At 68.6% G+C, this 13,501-nt stretch carries 13 protein-coding genes; 4 read left to right on the forward strand and 9 right to left on the reverse strand.

Features of this window, described 5'->3' with window-relative positions:
* Positions 1-295 precede the first annotated feature (295 nt).
* Positions 296-2,431 carry a transglycosylase SLT domain-containing protein gene (locus tag ACJ8AT_RS07800; RefSeq protein WP_407736999.1) on the forward strand — a complete coding sequence of 712 codons (2,136 nt, stop codon included), beginning with the start codon at positions 296-298 and terminating at the stop codon, positions 2,429-2,431.
* Here ACJ8AT_RS07800 and cmk read toward each other — a convergent pair whose 3' ends face one another.
* Together cmk and ACJ8AT_RS07810 are read right to left on the reverse strand one after the other, a co-directional pair.
* Positions 2,432-3,121, reverse strand: coding sequence for a (d)CMP kinase (gene cmk, locus ACJ8AT_RS07805; RefSeq protein WP_407737000.1), 690 nt, complete (start codon positions 3,119-3,121; stop codon positions 2,432-2,434).
* Positions 3,122-3,135: 14 nt separating this feature from the next.
* Positions 3,136-4,104 (reverse strand): acetyl-CoA carboxylase carboxyltransferase subunit alpha, encoded by a 969-nt coding sequence (locus ACJ8AT_RS07810; protein ID WP_407737001.1) that lies wholly within the window; start codon positions 4,102-4,104, stop codon positions 3,136-3,138.
* Positions 4,105-4,217: 113 nt separating this feature from the next.
* Here ACJ8AT_RS07810 and ACJ8AT_RS07815 point away from each other — a divergent pair, with 113 nt between their 5' ends.
* Positions 4,218-4,925, forward strand: coding sequence for a hypothetical protein (locus ACJ8AT_RS07815; protein WP_407737002.1), 708 nt, complete (start codon positions 4,218-4,220; stop codon positions 4,923-4,925).
* A 69-nt stretch (positions 4,926-4,994) separates the two neighbouring features.
* Here the strand turns inward: ACJ8AT_RS07815 and ACJ8AT_RS07820 are convergent, their stop codons facing one another.
* The 4 genes from ACJ8AT_RS07820 to ACJ8AT_RS07835 form a co-directional block, all read right to left on the reverse strand.
* Entirely contained in the window at positions 4,995-6,953 is a 1,959-nt protein-coding gene (locus ACJ8AT_RS07820) for an ArsA family ATPase (RefSeq protein ID WP_407737003.1), read from the reverse strand.
* A gap of 287 nt (positions 6,954-7,240) precedes the next feature.
* The gene (gene nla6, locus ACJ8AT_RS07825; RefSeq protein ID WP_407737004.1) at positions 7,241-8,680 is read right to left on the reverse strand and encodes an enhancer binding protein Nla6; all 1,440 of its coding nucleotides are present in this window, start codon (positions 8,678-8,680) and stop codon (positions 7,241-7,243) included.
* 79 nt (positions 8,681-8,759) lie between these two features.
* On the reverse strand, positions 8,760-9,341 hold the full coding sequence (locus ACJ8AT_RS07830; RefSeq protein ID WP_407737005.1) for a histidine kinase dimerization/phospho-acceptor domain-containing protein: 582 nt from the start codon (positions 9,339-9,341) through the stop codon (positions 8,760-8,762).
* 335 nt (positions 9,342-9,676) lie between these two features.
* Positions 9,677-10,129, reverse strand: coding sequence for a deoxycytidylate deaminase (locus ACJ8AT_RS07835; RefSeq protein WP_407737006.1), 453 nt, complete (start codon positions 10,127-10,129; stop codon positions 9,677-9,679).
* Between the two features lie 198 nt (positions 10,130-10,327).
* On the opposite strand from ACJ8AT_RS07835, the gene ACJ8AT_RS07840 reads away from it, so the two are divergent.
* Both ACJ8AT_RS07840 and ACJ8AT_RS07845 read left to right on the forward strand, forming a co-directional pair.
* On the forward strand, positions 10,328-10,600 hold the full coding sequence (locus tag ACJ8AT_RS07840) for a hypothetical protein (RefSeq protein WP_407737007.1): 273 nt from the start codon (positions 10,328-10,330) through the stop codon (positions 10,598-10,600).
* Positions 10,601-10,694: 94 nt separating this feature from the next.
* Positions 10,695-11,312, forward strand: coding sequence for a nuclear transport factor 2 family protein (locus ACJ8AT_RS07845; RefSeq protein ID WP_407737008.1), 618 nt, complete (start codon positions 10,695-10,697; stop codon positions 11,310-11,312).
* Positions 11,313-11,388: 76 nt separating this feature from the next.
* Here the strand turns inward: ACJ8AT_RS07845 and msrA are convergent, their stop codons facing one another.
* The 3 genes from msrA to ACJ8AT_RS07860 all read right to left on the reverse strand — a co-directional run bounded on the left by msrA (position 11,389) and on the right by ACJ8AT_RS07860 (position 13,498).
* Positions 11,389-12,090, reverse strand: a complete 702-nt coding sequence (gene msrA / locus ACJ8AT_RS07850) for a peptide-methionine (S)-S-oxide reductase MsrA (protein ID WP_407737009.1) — start codon at positions 12,088-12,090, stop codon at positions 11,389-11,391.
* A 65-nt stretch (positions 12,091-12,155) separates the two neighbouring features.
* Complete coding sequence (locus ACJ8AT_RS07855; protein ID WP_407737010.1) at positions 12,156-12,551, reverse strand: Kelch repeat-containing protein; 396 nt, start codon at positions 12,549-12,551, stop codon at positions 12,156-12,158.
* Between the two features lie 71 nt (positions 12,552-12,622).
* Complete coding sequence (locus ACJ8AT_RS07860) at positions 12,623-13,498, reverse strand: serine protease (RefSeq protein WP_407737011.1); 876 nt, start codon at positions 13,496-13,498, stop codon at positions 12,623-12,625.
* Positions 13,499-13,501: the final 3 nt, after the last annotated feature.

Genomic DNA, 13,501 nt, shown 5'->3' on the forward strand with positions numbered 1-13,501 from the left:
TACGAAGGCCTCCCCTACCAGCGGTAGAGGGCTACGGCTTGTGGCGGCGCAACCTAATGAGGTCTGGGCTGTGACGCAACGGGTCGAGACAGCATGTCTCCCTACCTGACACTTCACCTTGGCGGCTTGGAACCCGAGCGACAGGGGCTGAACATTTCCAGGCCTTCTTGGGCGCGCCGATCTAGGACTTGTTGGGGCGGCTGTCAAACCACCCCCAGGATACCCGGCCGGGGGAATGCCCCCCGAACGCCTTGCGTTAAAGTGCGCCCAGGGTGAGAGCGGAGAGGCAAGACCCATGAAGTGGAGTGGATTGGTGGCGGGGCTCTTTTCGGGGGCGGCGCTGGCACAGGCGCCGGCGACGCTGGAGGCCGTGCGGCTTCACCGGCCCGAGGCGAGCGCTCTCGTCCGTGAGGAGCTGAAGGCCTGTGATGCCAGCAAGTGCCCGGATTCCGCGCGGTTGGCGCTCCTGGCAGGCACGCTGGTGCTCTCGGACGGCGAGGTGGCCGAGGCCCGGCAGCTCCTCGATTCGCACCCGGCTCCTGCGGGGCTGGAGGCCTTCCACGCTTATTACCGGGGTCAGGCGCTCTTCTACTCGGGGGACGCGGAGGGGGCCGCCGGAGCCTTCTCCCTGGCGGTGCAGCAGGCGCCACCCTCGCTGGAGCCCCGCGCGAGAGCCCGGCTGGGCGAGGCGCTGCTGAAGGCCGGCAAGTTCGCCCGAGCCATGCCCGTGCTGGAGACGGCCGCGAACCAGACGCCCTCCGCGGAGCTGCTCTTCGAGCGCGCGCAGGCTCGCAGCGCCACGGGCAATGCCGCGGGCGCGCGGGAGGACCTGCGCGCGGTGGCGCTGCGCTACCCCACGCACCCGTACGCGGATGAGGCGCTCGCGAAGCTGGAGGCGCTCACCCCGCCGGTGCGGCTGGCGCTCCCCGAGCACTTGAAGCGAGCCCGCGCGCTGCTGGAGGGCGGTCAACCCTCTCGCGCGCTGACGGAGCTGGAGACAGCGGAGCAGCGCAAGCTGGTGAAGGGCCCGGCGCCGAAGGCGGAGGTGGCCCTCATCCGGGCGCAGGCGCTGTACGCCACGGGGCACGCGGAGGATGCGGAGAAGGCGCTGGCCGAGGCGCGCAAGGGGCCGCCGGTGGTGGCCGCCGAGGCGGCGCTGGTGACGGCGCGGCGAGCCTTGAGGGCCAACGAGAACGACAAGGCCCGGCAGCTGATGGCCGCGCTGGACAAGAGCTGGTCCAAGCAGCCCGCCGGGGACGAGGGAGGCTTCTTCGCGGCCTGGCTGGACCTGCAGGGCGGACGCTACGAGGACGCGGTGAAGTCCTTCACCCTCTTCGAGAAGCGCTACCCGCACTCGCGGCGGCGTGACGAGGGTATGTGGTTCCACGCGCTCTCGCTGCTGGAGCTGAAGAAGTACTCCGAGGCTCGCGACGAGCTGGGCCGGCTGGTGGACAACTTCCCGCGCAGCAGCCTGGTGCCGCAGGCGCGCTACTGGATGGCTCGGAGCCAGGAGCTGGGCGGCGCTTCGGCGGACGTGACCGGGCCGGCGTACGAGAGCGTGCTCACCATCGCCCCGGCCTCCTTCTACGCGCTGCTGGCCAGCGAGCGCCTGCGCGCGCTGGGCCGCACGCCTCCGCCCGCCTTCCCCGAGCCGCCGAAGCAGCTCACCGTCCCGCGTCCGCCGGAGCTGGAGCTGGCGGTGGCACTCACTCAGGCGGGCCTCTTCCCGGACGCCGCCGAGGAGGTGGAATCCCGCGCCGCGCGCATCCACTCTCCCGAGCAGGCCTTGCCCTTCGTGCACGCGCTGCTGTCCATGGGCGAGTACGGCTATGCCCACGCCGTCGCCGCGCGGCACCTGTGGGGCCGGGCCTTCGGCGAGCGGGCCCCGGACGCGCTGGCCGCCTTCTATCCCCGAGCGTTCGAGTCGGCGGTGGAGTCGGCGGCCACTCGCGCCGAGGTGGAGCCGTACCTCGTCTGGGCGATCATGCGCCGCGAGAGCGCCTTCCGCCCCGAAGTGGCCAGCGCGGCGGATGCGCGCGGGCTGATGCAGCTCATCCCTCCCACGGGCACGGCCATCGCGGAGAAGCTCGCCGAGCCCAAGCCCAACCCGGCGGATCTCTTCGCGCCGGACCTCAACATCCGCTACGGCTCCTGGTACCTGGGGCAGCTGATGAAGCGCTTCGCGCACCCGGTGCTCGCGGCGGCGGCCTACAACGCGGGCCCCAAGGCCACGGCGAAGTGGGCCAAGGAGAAGGGCTCGCTGCCGTTGGATCTCTTCGTCGAGGAGATCCCCTTCCGCGAGACGCGCGGCTACGTGAAGCAGGTGGTGGCGGATCTGTACCTTTACCGCACGTTCTACGGCGGCAAGACGGCGCTGCCTCCGCTGACGTTGACGGTCCCCGCTCCCGCGACGGAGGGCGTGAACTTCTAGCTACGCGCCGCGCCGGGCGAGCCGGCGCCGGATCTCATCCTCCAGCTTGTGCACCACCTCGGACAGGGGCATGGAGCTGGAGTCCATGCGCACCGCGTCCTCGGCGGCCTTGAGCGGCGCCACGGCTCGCGCCGAGTCATCCCTGTCCCGCTTGGTCTGATCCGACAGCACGTCCTCGAGCGAGCTCTCCACGCCCTTCTGGAAGAGCTCCTCGAAGCGGCGCCGGGCGCGCACCTCGGGCGAGGCCTCCAGGAAGAACTTGGCGTCCGCGTCCGGGAACACCACGGTGCCAATGTCGCGGCCCTCGAGGATGGCGCCCTTCTCCGCCTCCAGCGCCAGCCGCCGCTGCAGCGCCAGCAGCCCCGAGCGCACCACTGGCCGGCTGGACACCTGCGAGGCCGCCATGGAGTTCTCCGGCGTGCGGATCTCCCCGGACACGTCCTGCCCGTCCAGGAAGACGTGGTTCTCCTCGCCCACCACCTGGAAGTGGATGCGGATGCGCCCGAGCAGCTCGCCCAGCCGCGCGTCGTCATCGAAGGCGATGCTCTCGCGACGGGCCATCAGCGCCACGCAGCGGTAGATGGCGCCCGTGTCCACCAGATCGAACCCGAGCCGCCGCGCCAGCAGCTTGGACACGGTGGACTTGCCAGCCCCCGCGGGCCCGTCGATGGCGACGATGAAGGGTCTCACGTGCGCACTCTCCCTCAGCGCCCGGAGAACACGCCGAGCGCGCGGAACTTTTCGTAGCGGTCCTTCACCAGCTCGTCGGGCGTGAGCTCGGCCAGCTCGCTCAGGTGCTTGCGCAGCACCTTGCCCAGGTTCTCGGCTGTCTTGGGATGATCCCGGTGGGCGCCGCCAGCGGGCTCGGGCACCACCTCGTCAATGACCTTCATGCCCAGCAGATCCTTGGCGGTGAGCTTGAGCGCGTCCGCTGCCTTGTCCGCCTGCGTGGAGTCCCGGAAGAGGATGGAGGCGCAGCCCTCGGGCGAGATGACCGAGTAGACGCTGTTCTGCATCATCAGCACGCGGTTGCCCACGCCGATGGCCAGCGCGCCGCCCGAGCCGCCCTCGCCAATCACGGTGGAGATGATGGGCACCTTCAGCCGGCTCATGACCTCCAGGTTGACGGCGATGGCCTCGGCCTGGCCGCGCTCCTCGGCGCCGATGCCGGGGTAGGCGCCCGGGGTGTCCACGAAGGTGAAGATGGGCTTCTCGAAGCGCTCGGCCAGCTCCATCAGCCGCCGCGCCTTGCGGTAGCCCTCGGGGCGCGGCATGCCGAAGTTGCGCGCCATGTTCTCCTTGGTGCTGCGGCCCTTCTGGTGGCCAATCAGCATGACGGGCTTGCCATCCAGCCGGGCGAAGCCGCCGACGATGGAGGGATCCTCGCCAAAGAGCCGGTCCCCGCACAGCTCGAAGAAGTCGGTGAACAGCAGCTGCACGTAGTCCTGGAAGTAGGGCCGGGCGTTGTGGCGGGACAGCTGCACCACCTGCCACCGCGACAGATCGCTGAAGATCTCCGTCTGGAGCTTCTTGGCCTTCTTCTCCAGCTTGGAGATCTCGGAGGAGAAGTCCACGGACCCACTGGTGGAGAGGACCTTGAGTTCCTCGATTTTCTTCTCCAGTTCGATGAGCGGGCGTTCGAAGTCGAGCGCGTAGCCAGTACCAGTCGCCATGGGGCCGACCTAGCACCTGCCCCCAGGGAGGTTCAATGCGCAAGCCACTTCGCACCCCCCCACTGTTACGCCGTGCGTAGAATGCGTGCCCGCCGCCTCCCGTCCGGAGAGACATGATGCGCCTGGCCCTCCCGCTGCTCGCCCTGCTCCTGGCCCTGCCGGCCGCCGCCCAGCCAGCTCCGGCGGGGCAGTCCGCCAAGGAGCTCAACACCACGGGGTTCCGCCTGTACCAGGAAGGCAAGTACGGCGAGGCGCTCGAGAAGTTCCGAGCCGCCACCCAGGCGGACCCCAAGCACGCGCTGGCCCAGTACAACGTGGCCGCCACGCTCGGGGTGCTGCGCAAGCAGGGCAAGGTCTGCGACTACGACGCCTACCGGGAGACCATCCTCCAGTACCTCACGGCGGCGGTGAAGCTGGACCCCAAGCGGCTCAAGCGGGCCAAGGAGGACGCGGATCTGGATCCCATTCGGGACACGGTGGGGTGGCAGCGCCTGCTCGGCCGTTCGCCCACACGAGCGGCGGACGTGCCGGAGATCCTCCGCCAGGTGAGCTGGTTCGGCCCTGGGGTGGGCGCCTACGGAACGCTGGTGACGCTGCGCTTCGAGGAGGGTGGCAAGGCCGTGCTGATCCGAAAGACTCCACGGGACGAAGGCCCGCCGAAGGCCGAAACAATCACCGGCACCTACAGCGTGAAGGGCACCCAGGTGCAGGTGCAGTTCCCAGGAGAGCAACCGGACACCGGCAGCCTCGACGCACAGGGGACGCTGACCTTCAAGAAGCTGGGCCGCTTCACCGACTCGCCCTCCGAGTGCGAGGCCTGAACGACGACGCCCCCTCCCGCGCTTCCAAGAGCGCCAGGACGGGGGCGTCATGCGTTACACCGGCTCGCCTCAGGCGGCCTTGATCTTCACCGGGGCGGAGAGGGCGTACCACGCGGTGCGGAAAGCCTTGAGTTCGCGCAGGCCCGCTGGGTGGCGGCCGAGCGCCGGAGCCATGGTGACAGGCAGGCCGATCTTCTTCTCGATGACCTTGGCCGCGTTCAGCTCCAGCTTGCGGCGGTTCTCGCACTTGGGGCAGGTGGACTTCGGGCCCACGCGGTTGACGAGCACCCGCTCCACATGGAGCTTCTTCGCCTGGAGGTACTCCACCAGCCGCTCGGTGCGCGAGGCCGCCAGATCCTCGCCGCGCGTGACGACGACGAAGCGCGACTCGGTGGGGGTGGCCAGCGCCTGCTCGAAGCGCTGAACGTGCTTGAGCATGGCGGCCACGTCATCAGCCAGCTCGCCCAGGCCCTTGGACTTGTACTTGGCCACGATCGCGTGGAGCGCGCCCAGCCACGTCTTCGCCGTGTCGGCCAGCTCCACCACCCGCATGGAGTTGATCATGGGCGCCGGGTCCACGACGATGCGCTTGAAGCGCTCCTGCACCAGCGCGTCCGTGAGGCACGAGAGCGCCGCGAACTCGTCGATGCCCGGAGGCGCGCACTCCAGCAGGTTGCGCAGCGCGGCCAGATCCGCCGGCACGTCCCCGCCCGCCTTCGGAGCGCCCTCGAAGGCCTTCTCCGCCTTCTCCTTCAGGCGCTTGCGCAGGGCGTTGAACCAGCCGTTCACGTCCAGCTCGCGGGCGTAGAGGCCCTTGGTGCCCTTCACCTGCGTCTCGGTGTCGGTGAGGCGGCTCTGCAGCACGTCCGACAGCGAGTGCGCCGGATCCGTGGAGATGAGGAGCACCGGCCCCTCCTTCTCCGTCAGCGTCACCGCGGCGGCCGCGGCACAGGAGCTCTTGCCCACCCCGCCCTGCCCCACGAAGAAGATCAGCCGAGTGGGAGGCAGCGGCGGCGCGGCGATGGGAGGCATGGACGGGGCGCGCACCAGCGCTGGCGGACCCTCGGCGGCGGAGAACTCCAGCGCCTTGGTCTCCTTGCCGCCCATCCACTGGCCCGCGAACTCCTTGAGCCCATCCAGCCCGCGCGGAGCCAGCTCCCGCTTGGCGATGAGCTGCACCGGTACCGCCTTGTCCAGCCCCTGGAACTTGCGAACGTGCGGCGCTTGAAGGCCCCGGCGGCCCTGACAGGCAGGACAGCCGCCCTTCTCCTCCACCTGGTTGACGAGGATCTCCGCCACCGGGATGGCGCGCTCGCGCAGCTGCGCGAAGTACATGCGCGTCTGCGCCTCGGGCACCGGCTCGGCCAGCGCCACCAGGTGGAACGCGGAGCGAGTGCCGTCCTTGATCAGCGCCAGCAAGCGCTCGGCCTTGGCGGCCACCTCGTCCAGGAAGCTTCCCTCGGCCGGCGCGGCCTCCTTCTTGCCCTTGCCGCCCGAGGCCGCCTTCTCCGCGCCAACCTTCACAATGCCCAGGAACTTGCGCAGGCCCTGGGGCAGATCGAACAGGCGCAGCGTGTGGCTGGTGGGGGACGTGTCGACGACGACGCGGTCGAACTCCTTGCCCTCGAGGAACTCCAGCACCTGGAAGAGGCCCACCAGCTCCTCGAGCCCCGGCACCGCCTGGGCGAAGAGCTTGCCGAGATCCTCCTCCGTCAGCACCGTGCCCTTGCCGGCGGCCTTCTCCAGCGCGGGGACATACCTGGCGGCGAAGGCCTTGAGCAGCGCCGCGGGCTCCAGCTCCGCCGCGTACAGGCCCCCCTCGCCCTTGCCGGCCACCAGCTTCGTGGGCTTCGCCGGCAGCTTCTTCTTCACCAGATCGGACAGCGACCGCGTCGGATCCAGGGAGACGAGGAGCACCTTCTCCTTGGGCGCGTTGTCAGCCAGCTCCAACGCATAGGACGCCGCGAGCGTGCTCTTTCCAACACCGCCCTTGCCGCCGAAGAAGTGAAGAACTTGCGCATCGCTCATTGCGTCGTGGCCTTCCTTGACGCCCCCCGACGGCTTCCGAATCGTCCATCCGTAGACAGCCGCGGATCAGGCGCTGGAGTCCCCAGCCAGGTCATGGCCTGAGCCGGAACCCCATGTATGAGAGGCCCCGAGAATCCCCCGTCCGGAGGGTAAAAGTCAAGAAGTGACGCGGGTTTTGCAGCCCTGGCCCACCATTTGACGCGGTGTGCCAGGTTGCTCGGAAGCTCGGCGTCCGGCGAACTCCAAAGGCGCGAAATCCGGACTGGAATCCCTACCTGGAGGGTCTACTACCGGAGATCGGCCTCACCGGATCCACTGCCACTCTCCCCCCCCGCCGCTTTGATCAAGCCGCCCGTCATGGACTGCCCCTGCTGGCGGGCCTCGGCCGCATAGCGGTTGAGCTTGTTGTAGAGGGTCTTTTCCGACACCCCGAGGATCTCCGCGGTGCGGGCCTTGTTGTTCCCGTTCCGCTGGAGGCTGCCGAGGATGTACTCGCGCTCCACGGCGTCCAGCGACAGGCCGTAGGGCAGGCGGAAGTTGTGGCGCTCGGGGCTCTTGCCCGCCATGTCGGGGGGCAGGTGCTCGCGGGTGATCAGCTCGCCGTCGCAGAGGATGACGGCGCGCTCCACGGCGTTGCGCAGCTCGCGGATGTTGCCCGGCCAGTCATGGGCCTTGAGCACCTCCAAGGCCTCCGGGTGCACGCCGGTGACGCGCTTGGCCGAGTCCCCGCCGAACTTCTCCACGAAGTGCTGCACGAGGATCGGGATGTCCTCGCGGCGCTCGCGCAGCGGTGGCAGGTGGACCTGGAAGACGTTGAGGCGGAAGTAGAGATCCTCGCGGAAGCGCTGGTTCTTGATCTCCTGCTTGAGATCGCGGTTCGTGGCGCACAGCACGCGCACGTCCACCTCGATCTCCACCTTGCCGCCCAGCCTTCGCAGCCTGCCCTCTTCCAGCACGCGCAGCAGCTTGGCCTGCAGCTCGATGGGGATCTCCCCCAGCTCGTCCAGGAAGAGCGTGCCGCCGTGAGCCATCTCGAAGACGCCCGGGCGGCGCTGATCGGCGCCGGTGAAGGCGCCACGCTCGTGGCCGAAGAACTCGGACTCGATCAGCGTGGCCGGGATGGAGGCGCAGTTGATGGCGATGAAGGGCTTCTCGCGCCGCAGGGACAGGTTGTGGATGGCGCGCGCCACCACCTCCTTGCCCGTGCCGGACTCGCCCGAGATGGCCACGCTGGCCTTGGAGGGCGCCACCTTCTCGATCAGCTCGCCCACCTTGCGCATGGCCCCGGACTGGGCAATCAGCTCCTGCTGCCCGAGCTGCTTGAGGCGCCGGCGCAGCGTCTGCACCTCGCGCAGCGTCTCCTTCTTCTCCAGCGCGCGCTCGATGCAGACCTTCAACCGAGCAATATTGAGCGGCTTCTCGATGAAGTCGTAGGCGCCCTCCTTGATCGCCGCCACGGCGGCGTCGATGGTGCCTCGGCCCGTGAGGAAGACGACGGGGCAGTCCGGCAGCTCCTCGCGGAGCTGGCGCAACAGCCACAGGCCATCCGTTTCCGGCATGGCCAGGTCCGACAGGACGACATCCGGCCGGAACTCGCCTGCCTTCCGCAGGGCATCGTGCCCGTCGAACGCGACCTCGACTTTGTGCCCCCAGGTGCCGAGCATCTCTGCCAGCGCCTCGCACGTCGCGCGCTCGTCATCTACGGCCAGAATTCGTGCGCTGCCCAAGATGGAGACCTCCCTACTGCGTTGCTCGCAAACGAAAATCCAGACTGAAAGTGAAGCCGCGCGTCCGGGTTGGACGAACTCAGGCGCGCGTGAAGAGGAAGCGGCAGATCCCGGCTCGGATCTGGAACTCGACGCCCAGCTGCGCGCAGCGCAGGCCCAGCGCCGCCACCACGTCCGGCGCCTGCTCGGGAGCGCCGCCGCCCGCGTCCGTCACCTCGAGCACGGCGCAGGGGCCCTCGACGCGAACGCAGACGCCCACCTCGGTGCCCATCTCGGAGCGCCCGAAGGCGCGCAGCAGGGCCTGCACCAGGAAGAAGCTCAGCTCGCTGGTGTCCTGGAGCCGCACGCGGATATCCGGCTCGATCGCCGTCTGCAGCTTGAGGCGCCGCCGCCGGCTCTCGTGGGCGAGCACCTCCAGCGAGCGCTTGGCCACCTCCGACAAGGCCGCGTCCCCCGGCGCGCTGCTGCGCAGGACGATGAAGTCCGAGAACTGGCGGAGGATGCCGTCCACGCGCTGGATCTGATCGCGCATGGCCTTGATGTTCTTGGCCTGCGACGGAGGCACCTCGCCGGTCTCCGCCTTCAGCTTCTCGGAGAGCACCTCGAGGTTGATCGAGAGCGCGTTGAGCGGGTTGCGGACATCATGCAGAAGGCTGTCCATGAGCGTGGGGACAGCGCCGTAGCGCGCGGCCCCCACCACTGGATCCGACCCCTCCTGAACCGCAGGCACACTGGTCACAGCCGTGGACATAACCACCGGGAACTCCTCAGGATTTATCACCATCCGCCGCGCCCCGCCTACCGGTGCGAGGATTTAGGGAGTGCTCCAGGAAACGGCAACCCCTGGGCCGGTAATTCTTGCCGAAGTCGGGGAATTTCCTTGTCAGTCCGCCTGCTTGGCAACCGGTTGGAGTGTCCTTGAGGAGACGTTGCCCCCGCACAGCCCCTGTTGGCGTGCCTGGAGGTGTCGCTGAGTGAACGAAGCGGGGGGCGCGATCAGCGCGGCTCGGGCGGCTGGGCGGCTTCCCCGAGGCCGGTGAGCTCCAGGCCGATCTTGGCGGCGTACTCGAAGATGCGGGGATCTCTGTAGAACTCGCCGAAGACGATGCGGGTGCAGCCGCTGTTGGCGATCAGCTTGAAGCACGGCCAGCAGGGGCTGGCGGTGGTGTAGATGGTGGCGCCGTCAATGCCCACGCCATTCTTGGCGGCCTGGATGATGGCGTTGGCCTCGGCGTGGACGGTGGCGACGCAGTGGCCGTTCTCCATCATGTGGCCCACGTCGTCGCAGTGAGGCAGCCCGCGGATGGAGCCGTTGTAGCCGGTGGAGAGGATGGTGCGATCACGGACCAGCAGGGCTCCCACGTGCTTGCGATCGCACGTGGCCCGAGTGGCCACCTGGCGCGCGATGTCCATGAAGTACTGATCCCACGAGCTGCGCTGCTGGCCCAAGGTGTCCCCTCCTAGCCGAAAGCCGCGGGCGATGTAGCGCGATGGGCTTGGGATGCCAATGGCCGAGACCTGTCGAGTGATCGACGAACGGCTCGCTCCAACCTTGGTCCGATGGGAGAGCGTCCCCAGTTTCCCTACTGGGGGACGGTCGGGATGGGTCGAGGGTACGGGGCGTTGTGGGGAGCATGGCTGGGAGCAGTGCCCGCACTGGCGCAGGAGCCACCGGCCGAGGTGCGCAGCCTGCATGAGGTGCAGGGTTCCATCGCGGCGGTGGATGCGAGCGGAGGCACGCTGACGCTGGAGCACCCGAGCGGGAAGGTGCAGCTGCGAGTGGACGGCAACACGACGATCTTCCTGCCCGGCCACACGGGGCGGCTGACGGAGCTGAAGGCGGGCCAGCACGTGCGGGCCGCGTACGAGCCGAGAGAGCGCGGCGCGGTAGCGCAGTGGATCGAACTATTGGAGCCCTGAGGCAGGCCCCAACTGTCCATCAGCGAACTCCTGGGTTTGACTCGGGGCGCGTGTTGCCCTACGCAGCCGCGCACCACCCAAGGAGGGGGGACTGATGAAGCGTACGATTCTGGTGTGTACCGCTGCCGTTGTGCTTGCTGGTTCGGCCTGGGCTCAGGGCAAGGACGCGAAGAGCGCCGCAACTCCTGCCGCGCCCGCGCAGGGCAACGCGATGCAGGGCATGGACATGAGCAAGATGGGCCCGGAGGCTCGCAAGCCCACCAACGAGAAGCAGACGAAGAAGGAGATCGAGGACTTCTTCAAGAAGCAGGAAGAGGCCATGCAGAAGGGCGACATGGAGGCGGCCACCGCGGCGGTGGACTTCCCGATCTACATGGCGACCGACGACATGAAGGGCACGCCCGAGACGAAGGAGTACAACCGCGAGCAGTACATCGCGATGATGAAGCCCTTCCACGACAGCATGCCGAAGGACACGAAGGTGACGCACAAGCCGACGATCACGGTCCTCTCGGACTCGCTGGCGAACGTGACCGACGAGTTCACCATGACGATGGGCAAGCAGAAGATGAGCGGCCGCAACGCGGGCCTGCTGGTGAAGCGTGACGGCCAGTGGAAGTGGAAGTCGATGGTCGAGGCGGGCTGGGGCGGGATGGCTCCGCCGCAGGGTGCCAGCGGCAGCGGTCAGATGATGCCCGAGGGCAAGAAGTAAAAGCGGTCACCCGCTCCCCTGCCCCACTCCCTCTCCTGGGACTGGGGCAGGGTTGTGGGAGTCTCCCGGCAATGGGTCAGTGCTTGGCCGAGTCGTCGCCCCAGAGCTCCTTCAGGCGCGCATCGCGGCCACAGCCGAAGCGGTAGTAGCGATAGCGCACGGGGTTCTTCAGGTAGTAGTCCTGGTGGTAATCCTCGGCCGGGTAGAAGGTGGAGGCCGGGACGATCTGGGTGACGATGGGCTGCTTGAAGCGGCCCGAGGCCTCGAGCTGGCGCTTGGATTCCTCGGCGAGCCGCTGCTGCTCCGCATCGTGGTAGAAGATGACGGAGCGGTACTGGGTGCCGTGGTCGCAGAACTGCGCGTTCGACGTGAGCGGATCCACGTTGTGCCAGAAGACCTCGAGCAGCTGCGAGTAGGTCACCTTGCTCGGGTCAAAGACCACCTGGACGGACTCGGCGTGGCCGGTGGTGCCGCTGGAGACCTCTTCGTACGTGGGGTTGACCTTCGTCCCACCCGTGTAGCCCGACGTCGTGGAGATCACCCCCGGCAGCTTGTCGAACGGGCCTTCCATGCACCAGAAGCAGCCCCCGGCGAACGTGGCCGTGGCCAGCTTCGGCTCCTCCTTCTTCTCGGGCGCGGGCGCGGGTGTGGAGGTCCCAACCTGGGGCTCCGGCTTCTTTGGGGACTCGGGAGCAGCCGGCCCGGCGGCGAAGGCGCCGATTCCCACGAGTGTGGAGGCCAGGGCGAACAAGACAAGACGGGTGGAGCGAGAGAGCATGGCGGTCCTTTCCTTCTCTCGCTTCTACGCACGAACCGCCTGAGCCGTTACATCCTCCGCGAGGCTCACGGGACGTAGAGCTCCGTTCCGGCCAGCGGACCACTGCTCGAGTGGCCGCCCGCGACCAGGACGTCTCCCGTGGGCAGCACGCAAGCGGTGTGGTGCGATCGAGCCGTGGCCAACGCGCCCGCGGCCTCCCACTGCTCCGTGCTCGGGTCGAACAGCTCCGCGCTGGCCAGGACGCTGGAATTCATTCCCCCCACCACCAGCACCTGTCCCGTAGGAAGCAGGGTCGCCGTGTGGAAGGCACGAGTCCTGGCCGTGGGAGCAACCCCGGACCAGGTCCCCGTCACCGGGTCGTACTCCTCCGCGCTGGCCAGCCCGCCATGCGCTCCGAGCCCTCCCACCACCAGGACCTTGCCAGTGGGCAGCAGCACCACCGTGTGCTCGTAGCGAGCCACGGCCAGGCGCCCTGAAGGAAGGTGCCTGTACCCCTCCAGGTGCATGGACCCGGTCTCGCCGGGCCCTTCCCCTACCGCTGCGCGGTCTGCCCGGAGCCACCCTCGGAGGCGCGCACCAGCAGCCGGCCGTAGCCCTTGGACTCGAGGAACTTGCGCACCTTGGAGGTCGGCGCCGCGAACGTCTCCCCGGGCATCGGCACGTCGAAGCTGTAGTCCTTGTCCGCCACCGCGAAGCCCACCTTCGCCGTGCGGTAGCCCTCGACGATCGCCAGCAGCTTGCCCGTCTCCAGGCTGAAGATGCCGCCACCCGAGGCCCCGTACCCGATCGGCGCGTCCGTCTTCACCATCTTCGGGCACTTGCTCTCGTGGTCCCACTCCACCTGCGACAGCATCCCGCCCGACAGCGACAACGCCTTTCCGAACGGACACGCCGCCACCACCACGTTCTCACCCAGCTCCAGCTCCGGGTCCGTCGCCAGCTCGGCCGGAGACAGCTCCTGGCCCGGCACGCGCAGCAGCGCCAGATCCATCTCCGGCACATGGCCCACGGCCACCACCTGCACCGGATACTCCGTCACCTCGGCCTGGTGCTCCTGGGTGACGACCATCTTCGGATCCTGCAGATCATCCACCTCCACCGCGTGCGCGTTGGTGATGATGTAGCTCGACACCCCAGCGGGCGTGCGCTCGGAGCCAATCACCACGCCCGAGGCCGTGCGCCGGGCCTTGCCGCCCTCGCTCACCACCAGCCGTACCGTGTGCGGGATGATCCCCTGGACTACCTGCTTGCGCGAAGGCCTCAGCTCGGTGACGGCCACCGCGTGCTCTACCGGCGCCGACAGGCGAGGAGCCTGCGTCACAGCGGCGGGAGGAGGCGACGGCGGAGTGGCGCTGGCACAGGACAGCAGGGTGAACAGGGCGGGAGCCCCGAGCAGGAACCGGTTCATCAA

Origin of the sequence: Hyalangium sp., from assembly GCF_045802625.1 — a bacterium.
GTDB lineage: Bacteria > Myxococcota > Myxococcia > Myxococcales > Myxococcaceae > Hyalangium.

Bases quoted from the DNA above. Each gene is read 5' to 3' on its own strand.
- ACJ8AT_RS07810 (WP_407737001.1), bottom strand. From the start codon at position 4,104: ATGGCGACTGGTACTGGCTACGCGCTCGACTTCGAACGCCCGCTCATC.
- msrA (WP_407737009.1), bottom strand. From the start codon at position 12,090: ATGCTCTCTCGCTCCACCCGTCTTGTCTTGTTCGCCCTGGCCTCCACA.
- ACJ8AT_RS07820 (WP_407737003.1), bottom strand. From the start codon at position 6,953: ATGAGCGATGCGCAAGTTCTTCACTTCTTCGGCGGCAAGGGCGGTGTT.
- ACJ8AT_RS07815 (WP_407737002.1), top strand. From the start codon at position 4,218: ATGATGCGCCTGGCCCTCCCGCTGCTCGCCCTGCTCCTGGCCCTGCCG.
- ACJ8AT_RS07830 (WP_407737005.1), bottom strand. From the start codon at position 9,341: ATGGACAGCCTTCTGCATGATGTCCGCAACCCGCTCAACGCGCTCTCG.
- ACJ8AT_RS07860 (WP_407737011.1), bottom strand. From the start codon at position 13,498: ATGAACCGGTTCCTGCTCGGGGCTCCCGCCCTGTTCACCCTGCTGTCC.
- ACJ8AT_RS07800 (WP_407736999.1), top strand. From the start codon at position 296: ATGAAGTGGAGTGGATTGGTGGCGGGGCTCTTTTCGGGGGCGGCGCTG.
- ACJ8AT_RS07845 (WP_407737008.1), top strand. From the start codon at position 10,695: ATGAAGCGTACGATTCTGGTGTGTACCGCTGCCGTTGTGCTTGCTGGT.